Here is a 23,905-nt window from a genome sequence, read left to right as displayed (position 1 = left end):
CGTTAACGCTGGAGGGCAGCCAGAAGCGAGTTGTCCCACGCCGCGAGCGTCCGGGAATATTGACTTCGCGGTTCAAAGCTTGGCGTAATCCGTTCGATTTTCGTCGGTTATTCGTCTGATTTTGCAGGTGCTTCATGGTTTGCCGCGCCCTGGTCGTCACGCTTGCCATCGGGGCCGCCGCCCTGCCCGCCGCGACCCAAGCCTACGACATCAAGGCGAAGACGCCGGAGACGGCATTTTCCGGCAAGCAGCGCCCCGACATTTTGGGCATCTCGGCGGATTCCACCGCTGATTCCGCGCGTGCCACGCTAGAATCGTTCTTCAAGGGACGCCCCAACACCACGACCGACGTCCAGCAGCAAAAATTCGGCAGCACCGCGATCAGCTTCACCTCGGCACTGACTTTCAGCCTTGCCCCCGGGGCCAGCCAGAACGGTGAGGTGCTGTCGAGCAGCTTCTCGTCGCCGGCGAGCGGAAATCGCATTTATTTCCTCGCCCGCAACCTCACCTTTGCGAAGGACCAGCAGCCGGCGAAGGCCGACATGGTCAGGGAGGTGATGGGCAAATACGGCGCGCCCACCATCGTCGGCGATCAGCACCTCTATTACATCTATCGCGCCGGCTCGATCGTATCGGTCGGCACGAAATACAAGGAAGCAGCCGCGGTCGAGGCCATCGGCAAGCCGCTCGATCCCAAGGCCGCGCTCAAGCTCAACGGCGAAACCATCCGCGGCAGCTGCGTGGCTGTCGTCAAGCGTGCGCAGGCAAAGGAGAAAGCGCTGGCCGCGATGCTCAGCGAAGCCAAGGGCGCCAATTGCGACGGCGTGCTGAGCGTGCAGCTTATACCGGGCACGGCGCCCGACCGGGTCGGAATCGCGCAGTTCTCGCTTTTGGACGTCAAACGCGTGATCAGCGCGGCGACGATCGACAATGATGCGCTTGCCGCAGAACAAAGCGAACGCAATGCGATGCCAAAAGGCAGCGCGCCGAAGCTCTAGATTTCTGTTTGGCGCGTTACGCGAACCGGCCCCCCCGGATCAAGTGCGACGGCTGCGTCGCACGAAAACGCTCTAAATCGCCTCGCGCAGTTCGCGCAACTGGCGTTTGAGTACCTTGCCGTTGGCGTTGCGCGGCAGCGGATCGGCGGTCAGGTCGATGGTTTCCGGCACCTTGTAATCCGAAAGCCGCTCGGCACACCACGCACGCAAGGTCTCAACGCTTGCCCCGCCTTTGACCACGACCACGGCGTGGACGCGCTCGCCGAGCACCGGGCACGGTTTGGCGATGATCGCGCTTTCGAGCACGTCGGGGTGGCCTGACAGGACAGACTCGACCTCGGCGGAATAGATCTTCAGGCCGCCGCGGTTGATCATGTCCTTCTGGCGATCGAACACGCGCACGAAGTTTGCCTCATCGATCGAGCCGAGATCGCCGGAATGCCAGAAGCCGGCGGTAAAACTTTCAGCCGTTGCCTTTGGATTGTTCCAGTAGCCCTTGATGACCGAGCCGCCGTGGATCCAGATTTCACCGATCTCGCCGCGCGGCAGTTCGTGGCCGTCGGGATCGACGACGATGATCTGCGCGCCGGGACAAGGCAATCCGACGCTGTCGATGTACCGCGCGGTCAATTCGCCGGGCATCATGGTCGACGGCGACGTCGTCTCGGTGGCGCCGTAGCAATTTGCCAGCTTCAGGCCCGGAATCCTGGCGGCCAGCCGTTCGATCGTCGCAATCGGCATCGGCGCTCCGCCAAAGCCGCCGATCCGCCAGCTCGACAGATCGTAGCTGTCGAAATCCGGTTGCAGCAGGCAGAGATTGTACATCGCCGGCACCATCACGGTGTAGGTGACGCGTTCTCGTGCCGCCAGCTTCAGATATTCCGCGGCCTTGAACTCCGGCATCACGATCAGCGCGCCCGCGCAGCGAGCCATGGTCGTTATATTGGCGACCACGCCGGTGACGTGCCCGAGCGGCACCGCGGCGATCGAGCGGTCCGACGCGGTCAACTGCAGGCACGACACGAACACCATCGACGAATGGATGATGTTGCAATGCGCCAGCATTGCGCCCTTTGGCTTGCCCGTGGTGCCCGACGTGTAGAGGATCATCGCGGTGTCTTCTTCGCCGACCTCGGCGGGCGTCACTGATGCCGCGTGATCCAGCAGACCGGAGAACTGCGAGGCGCTGCCGTCAGCGACGGCAACGCGATGCAGGAGGTCAGGCACATCGCGCGCATCCGGCAGGCGCTCGGCCAGTGTCGCTTCGTGGACCAGCAGCTTTGCGCCTGAATCGGTCAGCACATAGGCGATCTCCGGCTTTTGCTGGCGGGTCGAGAGCAGCACCGTCACCAGGCCGGCATGAGCGGCGGCGAACATCGTCAGCACGAACTCAACGCGATTGCCGAGCAGCACGGCGATTCGATCGCCGCGCTCCAATCCGAGCCGCTGAAACCCGGTCGCAATCCGTGCCGATTGGGAGGCGACGTCGCGCCAACTCATCCGGCGATCACCGCAGATCAATGCCTCGCCATCCGGATTTCGCTCTGCAGCCTCGGCAATCATCGCCCAGACGGAGCCCGGCCGCTCACTAAACGCCGGCACCACGCGATCGCCGAAGCGCGTCTCGAGCCGCATCGCCGGAATAGGATGTTGCGACCAGTCCATTTTGGCCTCGTCAGTTCTTTGCCTTCATGTCGTAGACGTGTTCGGGGCCGGGAAACGCGCGGGAACGGACGTCCGCAGCGTAGCCTTCAATGGCGGCCTCGATCGCGGGCCCGAGATTACCATAGCGGCGCACGAATTTCGGCGTCCGTGGCGACAGGCCGAGCATGTCCTCCAGCACCAGCACCTGGCCGTCGCAGGCGGCACTGGCGCCGATGCCGATGGTGGGAATGGCGATGCTTTCGGTGATCTTGCGGGCCAGCGGTTCGGCGACCGCCTCGATCACGACCGAGAAGGCACCCGCCTCGGCAATGGCCTTGGCGTCGTTCTCGATCGGCTCCCAGCTGCCCTCCTCGCGGCCCTGCGCGCGAAACGAGCCGAGCGTGTTGATCGATTGCGGCGTCAGGCCGATATGGCCCATCACGGGAATACCGCGCTCGCTGAGAAATGCCACCGTCTCCGCCATCCGCACGCCGCCTTCGAGCTTGACGGCGCCGCAATGGGTCTCCTTCAATATCCGTACCGCGGCATGGAACGCCTGCTCTTTCGAGGCCTCATACGAGCCGAAGGGCATGTCGACCACGACCAGCGCGTGTTGCGAGCCGCGCATCACCGCACGCCCCTGCAGGATCATCATATCGAGCGTCACCGGCACCGTGGTCTCGAACCCGTGCATGACGTTGCCGAGGGAATCGCCGACCAGAATAACGTCGCAATAGCGGTCGACCAATGCCGCCGTATGCGCGTGATAGGACGTCAGCATCACGATCGGATCGCCGTTCTTGCGCGCGCGAATGTCCGGCGCGGTCTTGCGCCTGATGGCCGACTGGACTGACATGCTAGACTCCGACCACGGGGACGCCGATCACGACCGGATGGAAGGCAAATGCCAGCGCCAGATAGGCGATGACCCCGACCGCGATTGCGATCAGGTCGTTGCCGGGACCGCCGACCGGTATCGGCGGCCCGCCGGCGTCGGTGCGGCGTTTCAGCGAGATGCGGTCGAACACCGCCCACGCCAGGAACGAGCCGAACAGAATGATCGAGCCGAGATCGCCATTGGCGAGCAGATGCGCGGCCGCCCACAGCTTGACGCCGGTCAGCATCGGATGCTTCAGCGTCGTGTAGATCCGGCCGCGGATGTAGGACGCGACCACCAGAATGATCGCGGGCAGCATCAGGGCCACGGTGATGTGCTTGAACGCCGTCGGCGGGTTCCAGACGTTGATCCAGCCCGTAGCGCGATAACTGCCAAAGCCCCAAATGATCAGAGCCAGACCCGCGACCGAGGCCAGCGTATAGCCGATCTTGTACCCGCCCTCGCCCATCGAGCCGATGAACCGTGCGCGCAATTCGCGCTGCGTGGTCAGCGTGTGGACGCCGAGAAACAGGACCAGCCCCAGGATCATCACCAGCAGTCCCATGATGTCCCCTCTCCCCGCGCCCCTTCGTTACCCTCGCCTATCATTGATGGGGCTTGGAGCGCAATGCGCTCCGCCGCCATCCGCCTCACGGCTTCTCCGCCTGCTTCTTCAGATCGCGGTTGTCGACATAGCGGATCGCGATCGGCCGCCCCGCCAGCGCGCCACCGAGCCCATCGGTGAATTTCAGCGGTTTGCAGGCCTCGAGCGAGGCATTGATCGCCTTCAGATAGGTGGAGCGCGTATCCGCCGGGACACCGGCGGTGGAGAAGGTCAGCTGGGGCGCGGCAATGATCTCGCCGGAGCGCTTGAAGCTGAAGCGCACCGACATCTGCATGCCCTCGCGCGCGCTATCGGCCGGCGGGGGGGTCCAGCAGGATCGCAGCGCCGCAAACAGGTCGCCGATGCTGTCGAGGTCGTGGTCCGGCTTCTGGTATTTCGCCGCCTGGTCCTTTGGCGGTACGCTTTCGATCGTCAGTTGCAGGTTCTGGCCGTAGGGATAATCGATCTCGGGAATGCAGGGGCCATCGTTGAACACGCTGCAGAATGACGGCGTGCAAGGCTGGCCGTCGAGCACGCTGCAGGGCGCGTGCGAAAACGGCGTGGCGTCGATCTGACGCCGCGACTGGGCGTCGGCGGCGCCGATACCGGCAACCGCAACGATCAGGCAGATGATGACGCGCCGGAGCATGCGGCGATCCTTCAATGGCGATCCAATCAAGTTGGTCCGCGCCTTGGTCGGGTTCAAGCGGGCCGGCGTTCACATCCCCGCGTTCATTTCCCTGATATCATCGCCGAAAGTTCCGCGATCAGCGCCTTTTCGCTGGGCTGGTCGAGAATACCGGTCGCATAGAGCGAGATGCCGCCATAGAGCGTGATGTAGACCTTCATCACGGCCCGGCGCCGCGCGGCAGGCGCAAGGATATCCTGACAGAAGATCCGCATCGCCTGGGTGATGACACCGTGGACGGCGCTCTGCAGCGGCGGATTGTGCTTCATCGCCGCGTGCGGGCGGCTGGTCATCAGCGCATAGAGCGCGCGGTTGGCGAGCGCGAAGCGAACATATTTCGCGGTGTAATCCTCCGGCGTGGTCGCTTTGACCAGGATCGCGGCTAGCCGGTTATAAGCGCCGGTGGCGACCGCATCGAGCAGCGCTTCGCGGTCCCTGAAATGATTGTACAGCGAGCGATGCGCGACGCCGACGGCATCAGCCACCTCGCGCAAACTCAATTGCTCGTGGCCGGCCTTGGCCACCAGACGGGTGGCGGCCTTCAGCGCGGCTGATTTCAGATTGCCGTGGCGATAGGTCGTCCGGCGCGGCGATGCGGTCATGCCCCTTCATACAAAGGCACCGGCCGCAGCGCCACCGTCGCAGGCGCGATTTCCCAAGCCTAGGCCGAAGCGCGGCTCCGGACGCGATCCTCGCCATATTGCGGGGTGATGTCCTCGTCGATCATGCCGCGGATCATCTTGATCACAGCGCCGCGTGCCCGCGCCTTGGTGGCGGCATGCGCCGCCATGTCGAGCGTGCTCAGCTTCCCGGCGACCTCCTCCGCGCTGCGCTCGAGGGCGTCAGCCGCCACCACGCGATCGAAGAAGCCGGCGGTGACGGCTTCCGCCGGACCGAACATTTCGGCCGTCATCACCACCCGGCTGAAATAGGCCGGCGTCAGCCGCTGCCGGGCGATCTCGATGGCAAACCGCGGCACCGTGAGCCCGATCGCAACTTCGTTCATCCCGATCAGGTAATTGCCCTCGGCGGCGAGACGGTGGTCGCTGGACATGATCAGGAACGCCCCCATCGGATAGGCGTTGCCCTGGCAGGCCGCGACCACCGGCGTCGGAAACGACAGGATGCGCAGCGCCAGTTCGGCGCCCGCTTTCAGCATCAGGTACTGATCCTCGGCGCTGCCTTTGGCGAAGACATTGAGGTCGAAACCGCCGGAAAAGTGCCTCCCGCGTGCCTTCAGGATCACGACGGTTTTGTCTTTTTCCGCCTGGTCGAATGCCGCATGCAGCGCGTTCAGCATCGCCAGCGACATCACATTGGCCTTGCCATCGTCCATCACGATGGTGCCGACGAAGCCGGTGCGGGAATAGGTCGCAAGATCAGGCACGTTAGCCTCCCTGTTCTATAAGCATCCATTGGATACTTTAGGAATGTCCGCGGGCGTGCAAGACCAGTCAGGGAGCAAGAAACGCATACAGGCATCCACTGGATGCATGGGTAATGGGCGTGCTGTGCTGCAACGACACGCCGCTGCTGTCGTCGCCCGCCCGAGTGCGCAATTGCGCACGGGGGGCGGGTGACCCGGTATTCCAGAGGCGAATATTGATTAGCCGAAAGGCCGCGGCGTACCGGCTCCCCGCTTTCGCGGAGGACGACAGGAGAACGGAGGCCAATTCCAGCCTCCCCGCGCTCCTACCCCTTCTTCTTCACATCCTTGATGTGGGAAAACACGATGCCCTCGGCGCGTTCCTTGGTGTAGCCCAGATAGAACTCGTTCTTGGCGAGGAACACCGGGTCACCGTCGACGTCGTCGGCAACACCCGATCCGTTGGCCGAGACGAACGCGTCGAGCTTCTTGCGGTCGTCGGACGAGATCCAGCGGGCCAGCTGGAATTCCGAGACTTCGAACTCGACCGGCAGCGAATATTCCGCGTCAAGCCGCGCTTTGAGCACGTCGAGCTGGAGCGGACCGACCACGCCGACCAGCGCCGGTGCGCCATCGCGCGGGCGGAACACCTGCACGACGCCCTCCTCCGACATCTGCTGCAGCGCTTCCTTCAGCTTCTTGGCCTTCATTGCGTCGGTCAGGCGCACGCGGCGGACGATTTCCGGCGCAAAGCTCGGCACGCCGACGAAGGTGAGGTCTTCGCCTTCGGTGAGCGTGTCGCCGATCCGCAGCGTACCGTGGTTGGGTATGCCGACGACGTCGCCGGCGAAGGCTTCATCCGCCACCGAGCGGTCCTGGGCAAAGAAGAATTGCGGCGAGGACAGCGACATGTTCTTGCCGGTGCGCACCAGCTTGGCCTTCATGCCGCGGCTGAGCTTGCCGGAGCACAGCCGCGCGAACGCGATGCGGTCGCGGTGGTTCGGATCCATGTTGGCCTGGATCTTGAACACGAAGGCGCTCATGCGCGGCTCGGCTGCCTCGACCTTACGCAGGTTGCTTTCCTGCGCGCGCGGCGCCGGTGCAAAGCGGCCGAGGCCTTCCAGCAAATCGCCGACGCCGAAATTGCGCAGCGCGCTGCCGAAATAGACCGGCGTCAGATGGCCCTCGCGGAACGCATCGAGCTCGAACGGCTTGCAGGCCTCCGAGACCAGCGCGAGTTCATCCTTGACCTCGGCGACGTCGAGATTGGCGCTCCGGCCGGCGAGATCGGCGATGTCGATCTGCTGCGCGGCACCGGTCTTGGCGCCGCCGCCTTCGAGCAGGCGCACGCCGCCGGTGGCGATGTCGTAGGTGCCGAGGAAGTCACGGCCGCGGCCGACCGGCCAGGTCATCGGTGTGGTGTCGAGCGCCAGCGTCTTCTCGATTTCATCGAGCAATTCGAAGGTGTCGCGGCTTTCGCGGTCCATCTTGTTGATGAAGGTGATGATCGGGATGTCGCGCAGGCGACACACCTCGAACAGCTTTCGGGTCCGCGCCTCGATGCCCTTGGCGGCGTCGATCACCATGACCGCGGAGTCGACCGCCGTCAGCGTGCGGTAGGTGTCTTCCGAAAAGTCTTCATGGCCCGGCGTATCCAGCAGGTTGAAGACGAGGCCATCGAACTCGAAGGTCATCACCGAGGTCACGACCGAGATGCCGCGCTCGCGCTCGATCTTCATCCAGTCCGACCGGGTGTTGCGGCGTTCGCCCTTGGCCTTGACCTGACCGGCAAGGTTGATGGCGCCGCCGAACAGCAGCAGCTTTTCGGTCAGCGTGGTCTTGCCGGCGTCGGGGTGGGAAATGATGGCAAAGGTCCGCCGCCGCGCCACTTCATCTGCAAGCGGCGACCGGGACGGCGATTCGGCTGAAACGGCAATGTCGGACATGAATCGAGCGTTTGGCAGGGAAAACGGGCGCAATCAAGGGCGATTTGGCAATTGCCGACGGTAGATACAACCCCCATATCCAGCCGGGAAGGACGACCTTCCCATCACCATCATCCGCGGGGACGACCCTGCTCTATCTGGAGGGTTTGTCATGGCTTGGGCTGTGTTGTTCACCGCGGGTCTTCTCGAAATCGGTTGGGCCATCGGTCTCAAATACACCGAAGGCTTTACGCGGCTGGTGCCATCGGTCCTGACGCTGGCGGCCATGGCCGGGAGCATCCTCCTGCTTGGACTGGCGTTGAAAACGCTGCCGATCGGAACCGCCTATGCCGTCTGGACCGGAATCGGCGCCGTAGGCACGGCTATCCTCGGCATCGCCCTGTTCGGTGAACCTGCCACCGCGGCCCGCCTGGCCAGTATCGGCTTGATCGTAGCCGGCATCGTCGGGCTGAAGCTGGTCACCTAACGCAGCAGCACCACCGCCCAATAGGTCGCTGCCGCCACGATTCCCGAGGCCGGGATGGTGATGACCCAGGCGTAGACGATCGAACTGGCCACGTTCCAGCGCACGGCCGAGACCCGGCGCGCCGCACCGACGCCAACGATGGCGCCGGTGATGGTGTGGGTGGTGGAAACGGGAACCCCGAGCCAGGTCGCCATGAACAGGGTCGCGGCCCCGCCGGTTTCCGCGCAAAAGCCCTGCATCGGCGTCAATTTGGTGATCCGCAGGCCCATGGTGCGGACGATCCGCCAGCCGCCCATCAGCGTGCCGAGCCCCATCGCCGCCTGGCACGAGATCACCACCCAGAACGGGATCGAAAATTCGGTGCCGAGATGGCCCTGCGAATAGAGCAGCACCGCGATGATGCCCATGGTCTTCTGCGCATCATTGCCGCCATGGCCGAGCGAATACAGCGAGGCCGAGACGAATTGCAGGATGCGGAAGGCGCGGTCGACCGCAAACGGCGTCGAGCGCACCGAGAGCCAGGACACGATCGCCACCAGCACCAGCGCCAGCAGGAAGCCGACCAGCGGCGACAGCACAATTGCCAGCAGCGTCTTGGAGAGTCCGCTCCAGACCGCCGCGGACAGGCCTGCCTTGGCGATCCCGGCACCGAGCAAGCCGCCGATCAGCGCGTGCGAACTGGACGAGGGAATGCCAAGCCCCCAGGTGATCAGGTTCCAGACGATGGCGCCGACCAGCGCGGCAAAGATCACCGTCGCGTCGACGATGCTGGGCTCGATGATGCCGGTGCCAATGGTGTTGGCGACGTGAAGACCGAACACCAGAAAGGCGATGAAGTTGAAGAAGGCGGCCCAAAACACCGCATATTGCGGCCGCAACACGCGCGTCGACACGATCGTGGCGATCGAATTGGCGGCGTCGTGCAACCCGTTGAGGAAGTCGAACAGCAGCGCGACCGCAATCAATGCGATCAGGATTGGGAGACCAAGCGAAGCATCCACTTGTTGGCCCTGCCCTATACTTGTTCGATTACGATGCTGTTGATCTCATTGGCGACGTCGTCGAAGCGGTCTGAAACCTTTTCAAGATGCTTGTAGATCTCGGCGCCCACGATGAAATCCATGGTGTTGGCGTCGCGATGCTTGAGAAACAGCTCCTTCAGGCCGATATCGTGGAGGTCGTCGATGCGACCCTCCAGCTTGCCGATCTCCTCGGTGATCGCGGTCAGCATCGCGACGTTGTCGCCGATCGACTGCATCAGCGGCAATGCGCGCCCGACCAGATTGGCGCACTCGACAATCAGCGTTCCGATTTCGCGCATCGGCGGCTCGAAGGCGCGGACCTCGAACAGAATGACGGCCTTGGCGGTCTGCTGCATCTGGTCGATGGCATCGTCCATCGAGGTGATCAGGTTTTTGATATCGCCGCGGTCGAACGGGGTGATGAAGGTGCGCCGGACCGCGGTCAGCACCTCGCGCGTTACATTGTCGGCATCGTTTTCGAACTGATTGACGCGCTGGCAGAACACCGGCGTCTCGTCGCCGCCGCGCAGCATGTCCTGCAGGGCCAGCGCCCCCTGCACGACGGTCTGGGAATGGCGGGCAAAGAGGTCGAAAAACCGCTCTTCCTTGGGCAGGAAATAGCGAAACCAGCGCAACATCGGTCTTATCCATCGTTCTGGAACGGCTGCCCGAGGCAGCCTGTCACAAAACTGTCATAGACCATTCACAGGCAAAGCGCGCGACGACGGACCCCGGAATAGTGGTCATCCACCGCTTTGTAGGCCGTAAAAATGCGCCCGAACGGGCAGTTTACAGCGAACGGCGGAAGAAATGCGCGATCTCGCCGATCACGCCGCGGCGGAAAGTCAGCACGCAGGCGACGAAGATGACGCCCTGGATCACCGTCACCCACTGGCCGAAACCGGCCAGATATTGCTGCATGGCGATGATCACGAAGGCGCCGACCACGGGACCGAATACGGTTCCGAGACCGCCGACCAGCGTCATCAGCACGATTTCGCCCGACATCGTCCAGTGCACGTCGGTGAGCGAGGCGTTCTGCGCCACAAACACTTTCAGCGAGCCCGCAAAACCGGCGATCGTTCCGGAAAGGATGAAGGCCACCAATTTGTAGTGATCGGTCTTGTAGCCCAGCGAGATCGCACGCGGCTCGTTTTCGCGGATCGCCTTCAAGACCTCGCCGAACGGCGAGTTGATGGTGCGATAGATCAAGAGGAAGCCGCCGAGGAATCCGACGAGGATGACGTAATAGAGCACCGTCGGCTTGGCGAGATTGAAGATCCCGAACAGATAGCCCTGCGGGATGCCCTGGATGCCGTCCTCACCATGGGTGAACGGCGTCTGCAGGTAGATGAAATACAGCAGCTGCGACAGCGCCAGCGTGATCATCGAGAAGTAGATGCCCTGGCGGCGAATGGCGACGACGCCGGTAATGACGCCAAGCCCGGCGGCACCCAGGGTGCCGACCAGAATTCCAAGCTCCGGCGACAGCCCCCAGACCTTCAGCGCATGCGCGGTGAAGTAACCGGCCGTGCCCAGAAACATCGCGTGGCCGAACGACAATAGCCCGCCATAGCCGATCAGGAGATTGAACGCGCAGGCCAGCAGCGCAAAGCACAGCGCCTGCATCACGAAGAACGGATAGATCCCGGTCAGCGGCACGATCGCCAGCAGCGCCGCCATCAGGACGAATACGATCATCTCGTCGCGCACGGCACGCGGTGACACCGGCAGTGTATCGTCAGTCAATGCGCTCATATCAGGCCGCCCGTCCGGTCAGACCCGTTGGCTTCACCAGCAACACCAGCACCATCAGGACGAAAACCACGGTGTTTGAAGCTTCGGGATAGAAATATTTGGTCAGTCCTTCGATCACGCCGAGCGAAAAGCCGGTGATGATCGATCCCATGATGGAGCCCATGCCGCCGATCACCACCACCGCGAACACGACGATGATCAGGTCGGCGCCCATCAGCGGCCGGACCTGATTGATCGGGGCGGACAATACGCCGGCCAGCGCCGCAAGACCGACGCCAAGCCCGTATGTCAGCGTGATCATCCTGGGCACGTTGATGCCGAACGCGCGCACCAGTGTCGGGTTCTCAGTCGCGGCGCGCAGATTGGCGCCAAGCCGAGTCTTTTCGATCAGGTACCAGGTGGCGAGGCAAACGATGAGCGAGAACACGACTACCCAGCCGCGGTAAATCGGCAGGAACATGAAGCCGAGATTCATGCCGCCCTTCAGTTCATCGGGGATCGCATAGGGAAGGCCCGAGGAGCCGAAATAATTCTGGAACACGCCCTGCACGATCAGCGCGATGCCGAACGTCAGCAGCAGCCCGTAGAGATGATCGAGGCCCGAAAGCCACTGCAGCATGGTCCGTTCCAGGATCATGCCGAAGATGCCGACCACGATCGGCGCGATGATCAGCGCCGGCCAGTATCCGATGCCCGCCAGGTTGAGCAGGAAATAGGCGCAGAACGCCCCCATCATATAGAGCGCGCCATGGGCGAAATTGATGATGTTGAGCATGCCGAAGATCACGGCCAGCCCGAGACTGAGCAGCGCGTAGAACGAGCCGTTGATCAGTCCCACCAACAACTGTGCGTAGAGAGCTTGCATCGGTTTCGCACTCGATTTCGTGTGACGCGGATTCGCGTGAAGGGAAGCCCGCCGGCACGGTGCCGGCGGGCAATCGTCTTACTTCTTTACCAGCGGACAGGCGCTTTCCGAAAGCGGCCGGAAAGCCTGGTCGCCCGGGGTGGTCCCGATCAACTTGTAATAGTCCCACGGCCCCTTGGATTCGGCCGGCTTCTTGACCTCGAACAGGTATGCCGGATGAAGCTTGCGGCCGTCGGCGCGGATCGTGCCTTTGCCGAACAGCGGGTCGTCGGTCGGCGCCGCCTTCATTTTCTCGACGACCTTGATGCCGTCATGCGGATTGCCGCCCATCGCATCGAGCGTCTTGAAGTAGTGGACCAGACCGGAATAGACGCCGGCCTGCACCATGGACGGCATCGCCTTGTTCTTCATGCGCTCGGAGAAGCGCTTGGAAAACGCGCGGGTGTCGTCGTTGAGATCCCAGTAGAAGGTTTCGGTGAAGTTCAGGCCCTGGGCAACCTTCAGACCGAGCGAATGAACGTCGGTAATGAAGAGCAGAAGACCGGCCAGCTTCTGGCCGCCGGCGACGATGCCGAATTCCGACGCCTGCTTGATGGTGTTGGTGGTGTCGCCGCCGGCATTGGCCATGCCGACGATCTTGGCCTTGGAAGCCTGCGCCTGCAGCAGGAACGAGGAGAAGTCCGACGAGTTCAGGGGATGCCTGACGTTGCCGATAACCTTGCCTCCCGATTTAGTCACGACCGCGGCGGTATCGCGCTCCAGCGCGTGGCCGAACGCGTAGTCCGCGGTCAGGAAGTACCAGGTGTCGCCACCCGATTTCACCAGCGCCTGGCCCGTGCTGTTCGCCAGCATGTAAGTGTCGTAAACCCAGTGGATCGTGTTCGGCGAGCACTGAGCGTTGGTGAGGTCCGACGTCGCCGCGCCGGTATTGATCATGACGGCGTTCTTTTCCTTCACCAGATTGTTGACCGCCAGCGCCACGCCGGAGTTCAGCACGTCCATGAAGATGTCGACCTTCTCGACGTCGATCCATTGGCGCGCGATGGTCGTGGCGATGTCGGGCTTGTTCTGATGATCGGCCGAAATCAGGTCGATCTTCCAGCCCTTGGCAGCGAGCCCGGAATCCTCGATCGCCATCTGGGCGGCGAGCGTGGAGCCGGCGCCGCCGAGGTCGGAATAGAGACCGGAATTGTCGGTGAGGACGCCGACCTTGACGGTTTTATCCTGCGCCAGCGCGCCGCTCGCGGCGAGGGTCAGCGCGGTGCCGAAAAGAAGTGCCGAAATTTTCTGTTTCATATTTTCTCCCTGAATTTTGCTTGCCGAACTATACCGATCAGACGCCAAGATAAGTGTGGAGCTTGTCCATATTGGCCTGCAGTTCCGAATTCGCGAACCCGTCGATGACCTTGCCGTGCTCGACGATGTAGTAGCGATCCGCGACCGTCGCGGCGAAGCGGAAATTCTGCTCGACCAGCAGGATGGTGAAGCCTTCTGACTTCAGCCGCGCGATGGTGTGACCGATCTGCTGGATGATAACCGGTGCCAGACCTTCGGTCGGCTCGTCCAGCATCAGGAACCGCGCACCGGTACGCAGGATTCGGGCGATCGCGAGCATCTGCTGCTCGCCGCCTGAAAGTTTGGTGCCCTGGCTGTTGAGGCGCTCCTTCAGGTTCGGAAACAGCTCGAAGATCTGATCGAGCGACAGGCCGCCCGGGCGCACGATCGGCGGTAGCAGCAGGTTTTCGCGCACGTCGAGGCTTGCGAAAATGCCGCGCTCTTCCGGGCAGAAGGCGACGCCCATCCGCGCGATCTTGTCGGACGCGGCGCGCGTAATGTCCTGATCGTTGAAGCGGATCGAACCGGTGCGCTTGCCGATGATTCCCATCACGGACTTCAGCGTGGTGGTCTTGCCGGCACCGTTGCGGCCGAGCAGCGTTACCACCTCGCCGGCATTCACATTGAAGTTGATGCCGTGAAGGATGTGGGATTCGCCGTACCAGGCCTCCAGGTTCTGAACCGAGAGAACTTGTGCGCCGGTCGTCTTTGCAGGGGCTTCCGCCATCTTTACCTCAGCCATGACCGGCCCCCAGATAGGCTTCCTTGACGCGCTCGTCCTTGGACAGATCGGCATAATTGCCTTCCGCCAGCACCTGACCGCGCGTCAATACCGTGATGATATCGGAAAGGTTCGCCACCACGGAGAGATTATGTTCGACCATCAGGATCGTGTGTTTCGCCGAAATGCTCTTGATCAGCGCCGCGATCTTGTCGATGTCCTCGTGGCCCATGCCGGCCATCGGTTCGTCGAGCAGCATCATCTCCGGATCGAGCGCCAGCGTCGTCGCGATTTCGAGCGCGCGCTTGCGCCCATAGGGCATCTCGACCGCCGGTGTCGTGGCGAATTCGCTCAAGCCCACATCATTCAACAGCTCATGGGCACGATTGTTGAAGCGATCGAGCACGCTCTTGGAGCGCCAGAAATCGAATGAAGAGCCATGCTGGCGCTGCAACGCGACCCGAACATTCTCCAGCGCCGTGAGGTGCGGAAACACCGCCGAGATCTGGAACGAACGCACCAGCCCGAGGCGGGCCACGTCGGCCGGCGCCATCGCAGTGATGTCCTGCCCCTTGTACAGAATCTGGCCCGCCGAGGGCTTCAGAAACTTGGTCAGGAGATTGAAGCATGTCGTCTTGCCGGCGCCGTTCGGCCCGATCAACGCATGGATACTGCCGCGACGCACCTTGAGAGCAACGTCGCGAACGGCGAAGAAACCCGCGAATTCCTTGGTCAATCCGTGGGTTTCGAGAATGATCTCATCGGCCAAACAAACTTCCCCCATCAGCCCGCTGCGAAGTCCCCTCGCGCGCGGCCAATTTTTCCCTTGTCGGGCAGGCTCTCCCGGACGCCTTGGAAACCGTCCCGGACCTGCCGCCTCCGGGCGGAATATGCCGTCAACGGCACGGATTAGGCAAGGCGGAAAGCTTGGCCAGGCCAAAGCATTAGTGCCGGTTCCAAATCCGCCCTTAGTCGAATTGCATGGCCCGCGCGAATGGCAGGGGGCCGGAGCGTTTTTCCGCCGAACCCGTGCACCGGAAAGCCGCCGTTAACGGTGTTTTGCTGCAATCGGGCCGTTTCATAGAATATTACCGCCCGCGGCGGATCATCTCGCGATTTAGTCAGGCAGGGATCGCGGCCGTGGATTTCGCAAGCGCCGACCCATCAATCGTCAAATCGATCAAGCAGCGCGATTTGCTGAACACCTGGCTGCGGCTTTTTGCCCGCGATCAGGCCGTGCCGCGCATGGACGAATTTCAACCGGAGCGGATCGAGGATGAACTTCCCGACCTTGTTTTTCTGGATGTCGATACCGGCGCTCAGCCGCCGCGCCTGGTGATCCAGAGCGACGGCACGCGGATGTCGAGCGCGTATGGCAATACCGGCAAGGGCCGCTATCTGGACGAGTATCTTGGCGCAAGGCTCGCACCGATCGTGATGCCGGTCTATTACGAATGCATCGCTCGCCGCCTCCCCGCCTACACCATCGCCAATATCGATGACATCTACGGGCGAATCGTTGCCTATGAGCGGCTGCTGCTGCCGTTCTCCGACGACGGCAACGTCACCCGCATCATCGCATCGCTAAAGACCATCAGCGAGGATGGCGGTTTCGAGATCAGGAATCTGATGCGCGGAAGCGACAAGCTGCCGGTGCCGAAGCTTCGCACCATCATCGATCGCGACCTTTTCCATCGCGCGCCCGGCCGCATTCCGTCCGGCGACGTGCTCGAATTCGGCTAGGTCAATGGAATTTGCAAGTGCCGATCCTTCGGTCGTAAGGTCGATCAAGCAGCGCGAGCTCCTGAACGCATGGCTGCGCGCCGCAACCAGGCACCGGCCGCTTCCCCTTATCGATGATTTCCATCCGAACCGCGTCAGCGACGAACTGCCCGACATGATGGGATTTGACGTCGAAGGTGAAGGCGAAGGCGCGCGATTCCTGATTACCCAGGCAGGCGCCACACTAAGCACCACTTATGGCAGCGACCACCTCAGCCCGGCCGAGCGGATCAATCGCTATCTCGACGACGCGCTCGGGCCGGAACGGTATGCCCGCGTGATCGCCCTGTATAGCGTTTGCCTGAAGCACAGGCGGCCGGTCTATTCGATTTCAACGGTGCAGGATGCCGACAACAAGGACGTATCCTATGAGCGGCTCCTGATTCCGTTCGGCCGGGGCGATGCCGTCGAACAGATCGTGGGCTCCTACAAGAGCATCAGCATCGAGGGCGGCTTCAAGATCAACAATCTGATGGGACTGAGGCCCAAGGCCGTTCCTGTGATCCTGGTCCGGGCAATCATCGATCGCGACTTTGTCCCTCATCAGGCGAGCCGGCAACCGTCCGACGAAGTGGTCGAACTCGACTAACGTTTTCGAACGAAGCATGCCCTCGGACTTGATCCGGGGGTGGGCACCGGTTCGCGTAAAGAAAACGCGTCAAACCAGGAATCTAGGCCTTGCGCTTGCCCTTCGACGCCACTTCCTTGGCGTAAATATCCGGCTTGAACCCGACCAGCAATTTGCCGCCGAGATCGAGCACGGGACGCTTGATCATCGACGGCTGCGCCAACATCAGCGCGAGCGCCTTGCGCTCGTTCAGCCCTTCCTTGTCGCTATCCGGCAGCTTGCGGAAGGTCGTGCCGGCGCGGTTGAGCAGGGTTTCCCAGCCGAGCTCGTCGGACCATTGCTTGAGCATGTCCTTGGCGATGCCCGCGGTCTTGTAGTCGTGAAAATCGTAAGCGATGCCCTGGCTGTCGAGCCAGGCACGCGCCTTCTTCATGGTGTCGCAATTCTTGATGCCGTAGATGGTGATGGGCATTTCAACACATTCCAGATTTGGCGCCATTCGCTGCTGGCGAGGCGTCCGCAGGTTTCTATACAATGCAGATCAGCGAATCCATCATAGACTGACGTGTCACCCGCAGGTGAGGCCCCGCATGGAATTCACCCTTTTGTTTCTGGCAGCAAGCATCGTGATGCTGGTTGCCTGGCGCGGTTCACGCGCCCTTGCGCTCAGCCTGTATGCGGCCGCCATGATCGCCTGCGTCGCGACTTATCTGCACCATGCGACCGATACGTTGAAACTGTCGTTCTGAGCCGCCCATGACCCAGACCCGCGCCATCACCCTGAATGCGCTCAGCCTCTACGCCGTCGCACTGGTGCTGGCGGCGGCATTCGCGGCGCAGCTTCTTCTGCATGAATTACCCTGCCCGCTGTGCCTGCTGCAGCGCATCCTGTTTGCGATGCTCGCGATCGGCCCAATCCTCAACATCCGCTTCGGCCCACGCCCCAGCCACTATGCGCTGTCGCTATTGGCAGCGGTTGCCGGCGCGGTCGCCTCGACACGGCAGGTGCTGCTACACATCATGCCCGGCGACGCCGGCTACGGGTCGGCATTGCTCGGCTATCACTATTACACCTGGGCCCTGATCGGCTTCATCGCAGCCGTCGTCCTCCTCGCGGCGGTGCTGCTGTTCGACCGGCAGTTCGAAGATGATGGCGCTGCATTGCCGCCGACCGGCGGCCTGTTCGCGCAGGCCGCCGTCTGGCTCGTGATCGGGCTGACGGCGGCGAACGTGGTGATGACGCTTTTGGAATGCGGCTTTGGGGCATGCGCCGATAACCCGGTTGTATATGAATTGCTCAAACGGGGAGTGTAGCGGTTTGCCGACCTTGAAGCAGAAGCGCCGCCATCAGGATCAGTTCTTGGCGTAAGACTCCAGGTACTCGGCTGACGGTGGAATCGGCGTGATCACATCGATCAATACGCCGTTGGGATCTTCAGTGATGAAGTGCCGTTGACCGAAGGGCTCATCGCGGAGCGGAAGCAGGATAGGCAGCCCGGCTGCACGAAACCTGCCATAGACCTCATCGACGTCTTGAACTTCAAAATTGATCAGAACACCGCGCGCAGAGCCGCGCGCTTTCGCGGGGATCGTGTCGTGATCGCCTGCCAGGATCGCGAGGGCAACGTTCTCTTGCACTTTCGATTGCAGATGGACGTACCAGTCCGCCTCGAACGCCGGCTCGAAATCAAAGTGGGTTCGATAAAATGCCGAGGTCGCGGCGACATTGTCGACCATCAGTACCGGATAATAGCTCGTGATTTGCATCCTTGTTCTCCGCGGCTAAAAAACATACAGTGTGTACGTAAACATAAACATACAGGCTGCATGCATGCAAGTGGTAAAAGGACGCAGGAGCAACATCGACCGCAGCGCCACCACTCGTGGGAGAGTGCTTGAAGCGGCCAAAACACTTTTTATCGCAAAGGGATATGCGGCCACCGGAACGCCCGAAATTGCCACGCAAGCGGGAGTGACCCGGGGTGCGCTCTACCATCATTTCGAGGACAAAAGGGCACTCTATCTCGCCCTGGTCGAGGTTGAGTCCGCCGCTGTTGCCGCCGAGATCGACGACGCTGCTTCGCCTGCAGACGCTCCGATGCACATGCTCCATACTGGCGCTTCAGCGTACTTGCGCGCGATGCAGAAGGAAGGACGAACACGTCTGATCCTAATCGAGGCCCCCGCCGTTCTGGGTTTCGAAACCGTGGATGCCATCGATGCCAAACATGGCCGCCGAACTTTGTTGAATGGTCTGGAAGCGGCGATGCGCCCCTCGCCTGAAATCTCGCTCATCGCCGTGGCCAATATCCTATCTGCGGCCTTCGACCGGGCGGCTATCGCCATCGCTGCAGGCGGTAACTTTTCCGAATACGACATGGCGCTGAAGCAACTGATGGATGGCCTTGTCGCCGAGAGATTGACTTCGACCGGCCATCAGCCTGTGTGAAAGGCATTTCACACGAAGGCTGTTGAGCGATGTTAACCGCCCGCTTTTGGAAAGCGCGTTGCGAAACGTCCAGTTGCTTACGGCCGTTTCGGAATGTTCAGGCCGCGCTCCACGGCAGGCCGCGCGAGGCCGCGCTCCAGCCATGCCGGCACGTGCTTGAGAGAATCGAACGCGACGAGTTCGCGCGCACCGTAGAAACCGATCAGGTTGCGCACCCAGCCGAGCATCGAAACATCGGCGATGGTATACTCATCGTCCATCACCCACTGCCGGCCGCCCAGATGGGTCTCAAGCACGTCGAGCAGGCGCTTTGACTCCGCGACATAACGCTCGAGCGGCCGCTTGTCGGTAAACTCCTTGCCGGCGAATTTGTGGAAGAAGCCGACCTGGCCGAACATCGGCCCGATCCCGCCCATCTGGAAATGCACCCACTGAATGGTCTGCCAGCGGCGCGCGGCGTCCGCCGGCAGCAGCTTGCCGGTCTTCTCCGCGAGGTATTGCAGGATCGCGCCGGACTCGAACAGGCCGAGCGGCTTGCCGCCGGGACCATCGGGATCGAGGATCGCAGGGATCTTGCCATTCGGATTCAGTGACAGGAATTCCGGCGTCTTCTGGTCGTCCTTGCCGAAGTCGACCAGATGCACTTCGTAAGGCAACCCGATCTCTTCGAGCATGATCGAGACCTTGACGCCGTTCGGTGTCGGGAGCGAATAGAGCTGAAGGCGGTCGGGATGTTTGGCGGGCCAACGTTTTGTAATTGGGAAGGCGGAAAGATCGGACATTGAAACTCGTTCTTTTCGTGGTTGTTGTTGCGCCGGTAATGTACGAACCTTGCCGCGCATAACAAGGGTCGGCGCCGCCAATGACGGATCATCCAACACCAGAGAAGCTCGGGCTGACCGATGCGGAACTCGCGGTTCATCCGACCGTGTTCGCGGCCGATGCACTGAAGGATCAGGTCGTGCTGGTCTCGGGCGGCGCCGGTGGCATCGGGCGGGCGATCGCCTGGCTGTTTGCGCGGCTTGGCGCGCATGTCGCCGTGGCCGGGCGCGATCAGGGCAAGCTCGATGCGCTGGTCGCCGAAATGACCGGACGCGGCCTGAAAGCATCGGCCCACACCGCCGACATCCGCGAGCCCGACGCCGTCCACGCCCTGTTCGATGCGGTATGGGACGCCCATGGCCGCCTCGATATTCTCATCAACAGCGCCGGCGGACAGTTTCCGCAAGCCGCGATCGATTTTTCCGTGAAGGGCTGGAACACAGTCATCAACACCAATCTGAACGGCACCTGGTACATGATGCAGGCCGCCGCGCAGCGCTGGCGCGACCGCAAGCATCCCGGCAGCATTGTCAACATCGTGGTGGTGACGACGCATGGGCTCTACGGCATCGCGCATTCGGTCGCGGCGCGGTCCGGCGTGATCGGGCTGTCGCGCGCCGTTGCGGTCGAATGGGCGCCGCTGAACATCCGCGTCAATTGCATGGCGCCCGGCGCGATCGAGACCGAGGGTTGGAACGTCTACACGCCGGAAGCCCGCGCCGCCTATTCGCGCTCGAACCCGATGATGCGCGCGGGCTCGCCATGGGACATCGCGGAAGCCAGCGTCTACCTCGCCGCCCCATCCGGCAAATTCGTCACCGGCGAAACGCTGACGGTCGACGGCGGCGGTCAGCTCTGGGGCGAGACCTGGACCACGGGCAAGCCGGACTATTTCAGCGGCGACAGGTGATGTGCTAGTCGATCCCGCATGCCCCGCTATCGCCTTGCCATTTTCGATTTCGACGGCACGCTCGCCGACTCGCTTCCCTGGTTTCGAACCGTTTTTCAGGACCTGATCGCGAAGTTCGACCTAGCGCCCGTCAGCGCCGAGGAACTGGAGGGATTGCGCGGACGGTCGGGCCGCGAAATCATCGCCCGCCTCAACATGCCGATGTGGAAGCTTCCGGCCATCTCGCGCGACATGCGGCGCCGAAAGCTTGCGGCCGCAAACCAGATATCGCTGTTCGACGGCGTCCCGCAACTGCTGGCCGACCTGCAGAGCCTCGGCATCCACACCGCGATCGTCAGCTCCGACAGCGAAAGATCGGTACGCCGGGTCCTCGGTCCTTCCGCGGCGCTGATTGAACGTTTCGACTGCGGCGCCTCGCTCTTCGGCAAGCATCACAAATTCAAACGCGTTGCGCGGCAGCTCGGAACGATTCCTTCCGAAGTCCTCTGCATTGGCGACGAACTCCGCGATATCGAAGCCGCCAGGGCCGCCGGGATGGATTCCGGCGCGGTCGCCTGGGGCTACGCCCTGCCCGCCGCGCTGCAGGCAGCCGGGCCGACGCATTTCTTCCATACGTTCGACGAGATCAAACAAAAGCTCACGATCGCCTGATTTAACGGTCACGCCTTCTTCTGCAGCACCGTCACATGCAGGCGACGGCGGATTTCCATGCCTTGCCGCCGATAAAGCGCGATCGCCGAGGTGTTGCTGCTGAACACATGCAGGAACGGAATCTCGCCTCGATCAACGATTCCGCGGGCAACCGCGCCGAGCAGCGCTTGCGCGTAGCCGCGGCCGCGGTGATCCGGATGCACGCAGACGGCGGTCATCTCGGTGTAATTGCCGGGCTTCATGCGCTCGCCGGTCATCGCGACGAGCTGGCCGTCGATCCTGATGCCGAGAAACGTTCCGAGTTCGTGGGTTCGCGTACTGAACGGCCCGGGTTTGGTCAGCTCGACCAGCGCGATCATCTCGGGCACGTCGGCCACGCCGAGCGTGACGATCTCCACGCCGGGCAGCGAACTTTGCGCTGGTGTGCCGACCATCTGCTCTCCGGTTTCGGCGAGCAGCGTCTTGAATTGATCCGGCGCGGTCACAGCGTCCGGCGTAAACAGCACAGCGATCTCGGATCCGGACATCAGCGCGCCGAGGGCGGCAAAACTTTCGCGCGACATGTCCACCATGTCGGCGAATGGCGCGATCGCAAGCGGGAAGCGCCGCGCCACGGTGCCGCCCTCGGCCAGTGCCTGCTGCCGGGTCGTCAATGCGCTCCAGATGGGCTGATCGAGCGGTTGGGTCATGGTTCTGCCGGCGCAAGTCCGCTCAAAGCACGCAGCCGTAATGCGCCGACGACACCAGACGGATATACTTGTCGTGCACCGAGCCGCGCCGCACCCGCCCCGCGTCAGGCGCGCGCCAGTCGGCCATGCGCCGGGCGATCTCCTCGGGCGACACGTCGAGGGTGACGGTGCGAGCGCCGGGATCGATCACGATGACATCGCCGTCGCGGACCGCCGCGATCGGACCGCCACGCGCCGCTTCCGGCGAAACATGGCCGATCAGGATGCCGTGCGAGACGCCGGAGAAGCGCCCATCGGTGATGAGCGCAACATCCTCACCGAGGCCCTGCCCCTGCAACTGGATCGTCAGCATTACCATTTCGGGCATGCCAGGCCCGCCGACCGGACCGACATTGCGCACCACGATCACATTGCCGGCCACGATCTCGCCGGCGCGGATCGCAGCCATCGTGGCGGCCTCGGATTCGAACACCCGCGCCGTGCCGCGGAATTGCCCGTTGTCGAGCGTCTTGCCGGAGAGCTTGAGCAGGCAGCTTTCCGGCGCGAGATTGCCCTTCAGCACGCTGATGTGGTTGTTCGGCGGCGCGACGGGACGTGCCACCGGCGAAACGACCTTCTGTGGGCCGATCTGCTCCAGCGTCGGCACATCAGCGAGGTTTTCCGCCAGCGTCTTGCCGGTCACCGTCATCACGTCGCCGTGCAGCAGGCCGTTGCGCAGCAGCTCCTTCATCACGACAGGCACGCCGCCGATCGCATGCAGGCTTCCCATCGCAAAGGGTCCATGCGGCTGCAGGTCGGCCAGCAGCGGCACCCGTTCGCCGACCGCCTGGATGCGCTCGATGCCGACCGGCACCTGCGCCTCGCGCGCGACCGCGAGCAGATGCAGATACATGTTGGTCGAACCGCCCATCGCGTAGACGGTGGTGATCGCGTTCTCGAATGCGCGCTCGGTCATGATGTCGCGCGGCCGGATTCCGGCCTCGATCAGCCGGTACAGCGCATCGACCGAGGCGCGGGCCTGCGCGCGGACGTCGGCATGGATATCGCTGCCGGCGTGGTAGTCGGCGGGATGCGAGGCGCCGCGCGGCAGCATCATGCCGATCGCTTCCGCAATCGTGCTCATCGTGTTGGCGGTGAACATCGCGCCGCAGGTGCCGCTGCCGGGCATCACGTTGCGCTCAATCTCGGTCAGCTCTTCCGACGAGATGCGGCCGGAATCGTTGGCCGCGCGCGCCTCGGCGTAATCCATGATGGTCAGATTGTTGCCCTTGGCGGCCCACGCCCCGAACGACACCCGGCCCGGCGAACTGGTGCCGGGATAGAGCACGAGCCCGAAGGCATTGGTCCGCGCCAGCGGCATCAAGGCGGCAGCGCCTGTCTTGTCGCAGCCGGAGATCACGATCATGGCGTCGCCATGGTGCGCGTAGTGGCCGATCTCGAAGCAATCGGCGACGACGTCACGGGACGCCAGGCTGTAGCCTGCCGTCGGCGTGCCCTGCGTCAGCGCGTCCGACACCGCCGGCGCCCCAACGATCAGCCCCTGCCCGCCTCGCTCGGCGAGAAGTTCGACCAGCAAATCGGTAATGGTACGCACGCGATTGTTGCACCGATGCGCATTGGTATAGGCGCTCGCAATCGTCACGACAGCGCTGGTCTTCGCGGCGCGGTCCGGTTCGAAACCGGCGGCACGCAGTTCGACGCGGGCTTTCTTCCAGTAGGTGCTGCTGTCTTCAACCATTATTGC

Annotated in this window: 28 protein-coding genes; 9 read left to right on the top strand and 19 right to left on the bottom strand. The window is 62.7% G+C overall.

The window, feature by feature from the left end:
* The first annotated feature begins 134 nt into the window (after nt 1–134).
* A complete protein-coding gene (locus JQ641_RS04185; protein WP_211994570.1) occupies nt 135–998 on the top strand; it encodes a hypothetical protein in 864 nt (287 codons plus the stop codon).
* A 72-nt stretch (nt 999–1,070) separates the two neighbouring features.
* On the opposite strand, the gene JQ641_RS04180 is transcribed toward JQ641_RS04185, so the two are convergent.
* The 7 genes from JQ641_RS04180 to JQ641_RS04150 all read right to left on the bottom strand — a co-directional run bounded on the left by JQ641_RS04180 (nt 1,071) and on the right by JQ641_RS04150 (nt 8,123).
* The gene (locus JQ641_RS04180) at nt 1,071–2,663 is read right to left on the bottom strand and encodes a class I adenylate-forming enzyme family protein (RefSeq protein ID WP_211994569.1); all 1,593 of its coding nucleotides are present in this window, start codon (nt 2,661–2,663) and stop codon (nt 1,071–1,073) included.
* A gap of 10 nt (nt 2,664–2,673) precedes the next feature.
* On the bottom strand, nt 2,674–3,498 hold the full coding sequence (panB, locus tag JQ641_RS04175; RefSeq protein WP_192739594.1) for a 3-methyl-2-oxobutanoate hydroxymethyltransferase: 825 nt from the start codon (nt 3,496–3,498) through the stop codon (nt 2,674–2,676).
* Between the two features lies 1 nt (nt 3,499).
* The gene (locus tag JQ641_RS04170; RefSeq protein ID WP_211994568.1) at nt 3,500–4,084 is read right to left on the bottom strand and encodes an NnrU family protein; all 585 of its coding nucleotides are present in this window, start codon (nt 4,082–4,084) and stop codon (nt 3,500–3,502) included.
* An 85-nt stretch (nt 4,085–4,169) separates the two neighbouring features.
* The gene (locus tag JQ641_RS04165; RefSeq protein WP_211994567.1) at nt 4,170–4,772 is read right to left on the bottom strand and encodes a UCP034077 family protein; all 603 of its coding nucleotides are present in this window, start codon (nt 4,770–4,772) and stop codon (nt 4,170–4,172) included.
* Between the two features lie 83 nt (nt 4,773–4,855).
* On the bottom strand, nt 4,856–5,413 hold the full coding sequence (locus JQ641_RS04160; RefSeq protein ID WP_211994566.1) for a TetR/AcrR family transcriptional regulator: 558 nt from the start codon (nt 5,411–5,413) through the stop codon (nt 4,856–4,858).
* Between the two features lie 59 nt (nt 5,414–5,472).
* A complete protein-coding gene (locus tag JQ641_RS04155; protein ID WP_211994565.1) occupies nt 5,473–6,198 on the bottom strand; it encodes a crotonase/enoyl-CoA hydratase family protein in 726 nt (241 codons plus the stop codon).
* A 305-nt stretch (nt 6,199–6,503) separates the two neighbouring features.
* Nucleotides 6,504–8,123 carry a peptide chain release factor 3 gene (locus JQ641_RS04150; protein ID WP_211994564.1) on the bottom strand — a complete coding sequence of 540 codons (1,620 nt, stop codon included), beginning with the start codon at nt 8,121–8,123 and terminating at the stop codon, nt 6,504–6,506.
* A gap of 151 nt (nt 8,124–8,274) precedes the next feature.
* Here JQ641_RS04150 and sugE point away from each other — a divergent pair, with 151 nt between their 5' ends.
* Nucleotides 8,275–8,589, top strand: a complete 315-nt coding sequence (sugE, locus tag JQ641_RS04145) for a quaternary ammonium compound efflux SMR transporter SugE (protein WP_211994563.1) — start codon at nt 8,275–8,277, stop codon at nt 8,587–8,589.
* Here the strand turns inward: sugE and JQ641_RS04140 are convergent.
* The 7 genes from JQ641_RS04140 to JQ641_RS04110 all read right to left on the bottom strand — a co-directional run bounded on the left by JQ641_RS04140 (nt 8,586) and on the right by JQ641_RS04110 (nt 15,059).
* Nucleotides 8,586–9,590, bottom strand: coding sequence for an inorganic phosphate transporter (locus JQ641_RS04140; RefSeq protein WP_211994562.1), 1,005 nt, complete (start codon nt 9,588–9,590; stop codon nt 8,586–8,588). The genes sugE and JQ641_RS04140 overlap by 4 nt on opposite strands.
* A gap of 14 nt (nt 9,591–9,604) precedes the next feature.
* A complete protein-coding gene (locus tag JQ641_RS04135; protein WP_211994561.1) occupies nt 9,605–10,249 on the bottom strand; it encodes a DUF47 domain-containing protein in 645 nt (214 codons plus the stop codon).
* A 151-nt stretch (nt 10,250–10,400) separates the two neighbouring features.
* Entirely contained in the window at nt 10,401–11,369 is a 969-nt protein-coding gene (locus tag JQ641_RS04130; protein WP_211994560.1) for a branched-chain amino acid ABC transporter permease, read from the bottom strand.
* 1 nt (nt 11,370) lies between these two features.
* Nucleotides 11,371–12,234, bottom strand: coding sequence for a branched-chain amino acid ABC transporter permease (locus tag JQ641_RS04125; RefSeq protein WP_192739604.1), 864 nt, complete (start codon nt 12,232–12,234; stop codon nt 11,371–11,373).
* 78 nt (nt 12,235–12,312) lie between these two features.
* On the bottom strand, nt 12,313–13,530 hold the full coding sequence (locus JQ641_RS04120) for an ABC transporter substrate-binding protein (RefSeq protein ID WP_211994559.1): 1,218 nt from the start codon (nt 13,528–13,530) through the stop codon (nt 12,313–12,315).
* 37 nt (nt 13,531–13,567) lie between these two features.
* Nucleotides 13,568–14,311: an ABC transporter ATP-binding protein gene (locus tag JQ641_RS04115; protein ID WP_211994558.1), complete on the bottom strand. Its 744-nt coding sequence runs from the start codon at nt 14,309–14,311 to the stop codon at nt 13,568–13,570.
* Nucleotides 14,304–15,059, bottom strand: a complete 756-nt coding sequence (locus JQ641_RS04110) for an ABC transporter ATP-binding protein (protein WP_192739607.1) — start codon at nt 15,057–15,059, stop codon at nt 14,304–14,306. The genes JQ641_RS04115 and JQ641_RS04110 overlap by 8 nt, the downstream gene beginning before the upstream one ends.
* Before the next feature lie 371 nt (nt 15,060–15,430).
* Between JQ641_RS04110 and JQ641_RS04105 the strand changes: the two genes are divergently transcribed.
* Complete coding sequence (locus JQ641_RS04105; RefSeq protein WP_349628492.1) at nt 15,431–16,033, top strand: PAS domain-containing protein; 603 nt, start codon at nt 15,431–15,433, stop codon at nt 16,031–16,033.
* Nucleotides 16,034–16,037: 4 nt separating this feature from the next.
* Entirely contained in the window at nt 16,038–16,661 is a 624-nt protein-coding gene (locus JQ641_RS04100) for a hypothetical protein (protein ID WP_211994556.1), read from the top strand.
* A gap of 82 nt (nt 16,662–16,743) precedes the next feature.
* Here the strand turns inward: JQ641_RS04100 and JQ641_RS04095 are convergent, their stop codons facing one another.
* Nucleotides 16,744–17,112, bottom strand: coding sequence for an ArsC family reductase (locus JQ641_RS04095; RefSeq protein ID WP_211994555.1), 369 nt, complete (start codon nt 17,110–17,112; stop codon nt 16,744–16,746).
* A gap of 118 nt (nt 17,113–17,230) precedes the next feature.
* Here JQ641_RS04095 and JQ641_RS04090 point away from each other — a divergent pair, with 118 nt between their 5' ends.
* Nucleotides 17,231–17,389, top strand: coding sequence for a DUF5993 family protein (locus tag JQ641_RS04090; RefSeq protein ID WP_211994554.1), 159 nt, complete (start codon nt 17,231–17,233; stop codon nt 17,387–17,389).
* Between the two features lie 7 nt (nt 17,390–17,396).
* Nucleotides 17,397–17,954: a disulfide bond formation protein B gene (locus tag JQ641_RS04085; RefSeq protein ID WP_211994553.1), complete on the top strand. Its 558-nt coding sequence runs from the start codon at nt 17,397–17,399 to the stop codon at nt 17,952–17,954.
* Nucleotides 17,955–17,993: 39 nt separating this feature from the next.
* On the opposite strand, the gene JQ641_RS04080 is transcribed toward JQ641_RS04085, so the two are convergent.
* The gene (locus tag JQ641_RS04080; protein ID WP_211994552.1) at nt 17,994–18,407 is read right to left on the bottom strand and encodes a VOC family protein; all 414 of its coding nucleotides are present in this window, start codon (nt 18,405–18,407) and stop codon (nt 17,994–17,996) included.
* 64 nt (nt 18,408–18,471) lie between these two features.
* Between JQ641_RS04080 and JQ641_RS04075 the strand changes: the two genes are divergently transcribed.
* The gene (locus JQ641_RS04075; protein WP_211994551.1) at nt 18,472–19,089 is read left to right on the top strand and encodes a TetR/AcrR family transcriptional regulator; all 618 of its coding nucleotides are present in this window, start codon (nt 18,472–18,474) and stop codon (nt 19,087–19,089) included.
* A 77-nt stretch (nt 19,090–19,166) separates the two neighbouring features.
* Here JQ641_RS04075 and JQ641_RS04070 read toward each other — a convergent pair whose 3' ends face one another.
* The gene (locus JQ641_RS04070) at nt 19,167–19,871 is read right to left on the bottom strand and encodes a glutathione S-transferase N-terminal domain-containing protein (RefSeq protein ID WP_211994550.1); all 705 of its coding nucleotides are present in this window, start codon (nt 19,869–19,871) and stop codon (nt 19,167–19,169) included.
* An 80-nt stretch (nt 19,872–19,951) separates the two neighbouring features.
* On the opposite strand from JQ641_RS04070, the gene JQ641_RS04065 reads away from it, so the two are divergent.
* Together JQ641_RS04065 and JQ641_RS04060 are read left to right on the top strand one after the other, a co-directional pair.
* On the top strand, nt 19,952–20,821 hold the full coding sequence (locus JQ641_RS04065) for an SDR family oxidoreductase (RefSeq protein ID WP_211994549.1): 870 nt from the start codon (nt 19,952–19,954) through the stop codon (nt 20,819–20,821).
* Nucleotides 20,822–20,839: 18 nt separating this feature from the next.
* A complete protein-coding gene (locus JQ641_RS04060; protein ID WP_211994548.1) occupies nt 20,840–21,472 on the top strand; it encodes an HAD-IA family hydrolase in 633 nt (210 codons plus the stop codon).
* A gap of 8 nt (nt 21,473–21,480) precedes the next feature.
* Here JQ641_RS04060 and JQ641_RS04055 read toward each other — a convergent pair whose 3' ends face one another.
* Together JQ641_RS04055 and ilvD are read right to left on the bottom strand one after the other, a co-directional pair.
* Entirely contained in the window at nt 21,481–22,161 is a 681-nt protein-coding gene (locus tag JQ641_RS04055) for a GNAT family N-acetyltransferase (RefSeq protein ID WP_211994547.1), read from the bottom strand.
* 22 nt (nt 22,162–22,183) lie between these two features.
* Complete coding sequence (gene ilvD / locus JQ641_RS04050) at nt 22,184–23,899, bottom strand: dihydroxy-acid dehydratase (RefSeq protein WP_211994546.1); 1,716 nt, start codon at nt 23,897–23,899, stop codon at nt 22,184–22,186.
* Between the last annotated feature and the right edge of the window lie 6 nt (nt 23,900–23,905).

The organism is Bradyrhizobium sp. JYMT SZCCT0180, from assembly GCF_018130165.1.
GTDB lineage: Bacteria > Pseudomonadota > Alphaproteobacteria > Rhizobiales > Xanthobacteraceae > Bradyrhizobium.
The sequence above is the reverse complement of the archived record's forward strand: the minus strand, read 5'-3'. Positions and strand labels throughout refer to the sequence as shown.

Bases quoted from the DNA above. Each gene is read 5' to 3' on its own strand.
- JQ641_RS04185 (WP_211994570.1), top strand. From the start codon at position 135: ATGGTTTGCCGCGCCCTGGTCGTCACGCTTGCCATCGGGGCCGCCGCC.
- JQ641_RS04180 (WP_211994569.1), bottom strand. From the start codon at position 2,663: ATGGACTGGTCGCAACATCCTATTCCGGCGATGCGGCTCGAGACGCGC.
- panB (WP_192739594.1), bottom strand. From the start codon at position 3,498: ATGTCAGTCCAGTCGGCCATCAGGCGCAAGACCGCGCCGGACATTCGC.
- JQ641_RS04170 (WP_211994568.1), bottom strand. From the start codon at position 4,084: ATGGGACTGCTGGTGATGATCCTGGGGCTGGTCCTGTTTCTCGGCGTC.
- JQ641_RS04165 (WP_211994567.1), bottom strand. From the start codon at position 4,772: ATGCTCCGGCGCGTCATCATCTGCCTGATCGTTGCGGTTGCCGGTATC.
- JQ641_RS04160 (WP_211994566.1), bottom strand. From the start codon at position 5,413: ATGACCGCATCGCCGCGCCGGACGACCTATCGCCACGGCAATCTGAAA.
- JQ641_RS04150 (WP_211994564.1), bottom strand. From the start codon at position 8,123: ATGTCCGACATTGCCGTTTCAGCCGAATCGCCGTCCCGGTCGCCGCTT.
- sugE (WP_211994563.1), top strand. From the start codon at position 8,275: ATGGCTTGGGCTGTGTTGTTCACCGCGGGTCTTCTCGAAATCGGTTGG.
- JQ641_RS04135 (WP_211994561.1), bottom strand. From the start codon at position 10,249: ATGTTGCGCTGGTTTCGCTATTTCCTGCCCAAGGAAGAGCGGTTTTTC.
- JQ641_RS04130 (WP_211994560.1), bottom strand. From the start codon at position 11,369: ATGAGCGCATTGACTGACGATACACTGCCGGTGTCACCGCGTGCCGTG.
- JQ641_RS04125 (WP_192739604.1), bottom strand. From the start codon at position 12,234: ATGCAAGCTCTCTACGCACAGTTGTTGGTGGGACTGATCAACGGCTCG.
- JQ641_RS04120 (WP_211994559.1), bottom strand. From the start codon at position 13,530: ATGAAACAGAAAATTTCGGCACTTCTTTTCGGCACCGCGCTGACCCTC.
- JQ641_RS04115 (WP_211994558.1), bottom strand. From the start codon at position 14,311: ATGGCTGAGGTAAAGATGGCGGAAGCCCCTGCAAAGACGACCGGCGCA.
- JQ641_RS04100 (WP_211994556.1), top strand. From the start codon at position 16,038: ATGGAATTTGCAAGTGCCGATCCTTCGGTCGTAAGGTCGATCAAGCAG.
- JQ641_RS04095 (WP_211994555.1), bottom strand. From the start codon at position 17,112: ATGCCCATCACCATCTACGGCATCAAGAATTGCGACACCATGAAGAAG.
- JQ641_RS04090 (WP_211994554.1), top strand. From the start codon at position 17,231: ATGGAATTCACCCTTTTGTTTCTGGCAGCAAGCATCGTGATGCTGGTT.
- JQ641_RS04085 (WP_211994553.1), top strand. From the start codon at position 17,397: ATGACCCAGACCCGCGCCATCACCCTGAATGCGCTCAGCCTCTACGCC.
- JQ641_RS04080 (WP_211994552.1), bottom strand. From the start codon at position 18,407: ATGCAAATCACGAGCTATTATCCGGTACTGATGGTCGACAATGTCGCC.
- JQ641_RS04075 (WP_211994551.1), top strand. From the start codon at position 18,472: ATGCAAGTGGTAAAAGGACGCAGGAGCAACATCGACCGCAGCGCCACC.
- JQ641_RS04070 (WP_211994550.1), bottom strand. From the start codon at position 19,871: ATGTCCGATCTTTCCGCCTTCCCAATTACAAAACGTTGGCCCGCCAAA.
- JQ641_RS04065 (WP_211994549.1), top strand. From the start codon at position 19,952: ATGACGGATCATCCAACACCAGAGAAGCTCGGGCTGACCGATGCGGAA.
- JQ641_RS04060 (WP_211994548.1), top strand. From the start codon at position 20,840: ATGCCCCGCTATCGCCTTGCCATTTTCGATTTCGACGGCACGCTCGCC.
- JQ641_RS04055 (WP_211994547.1), bottom strand. From the start codon at position 22,161: ATGACCCAACCGCTCGATCAGCCCATCTGGAGCGCATTGACGACCCGG.
- ilvD (WP_211994546.1), bottom strand. From the start codon at position 23,899: ATGGTTGAAGACAGCAGCACCTACTGGAAGAAAGCCCGCGTCGAACTG.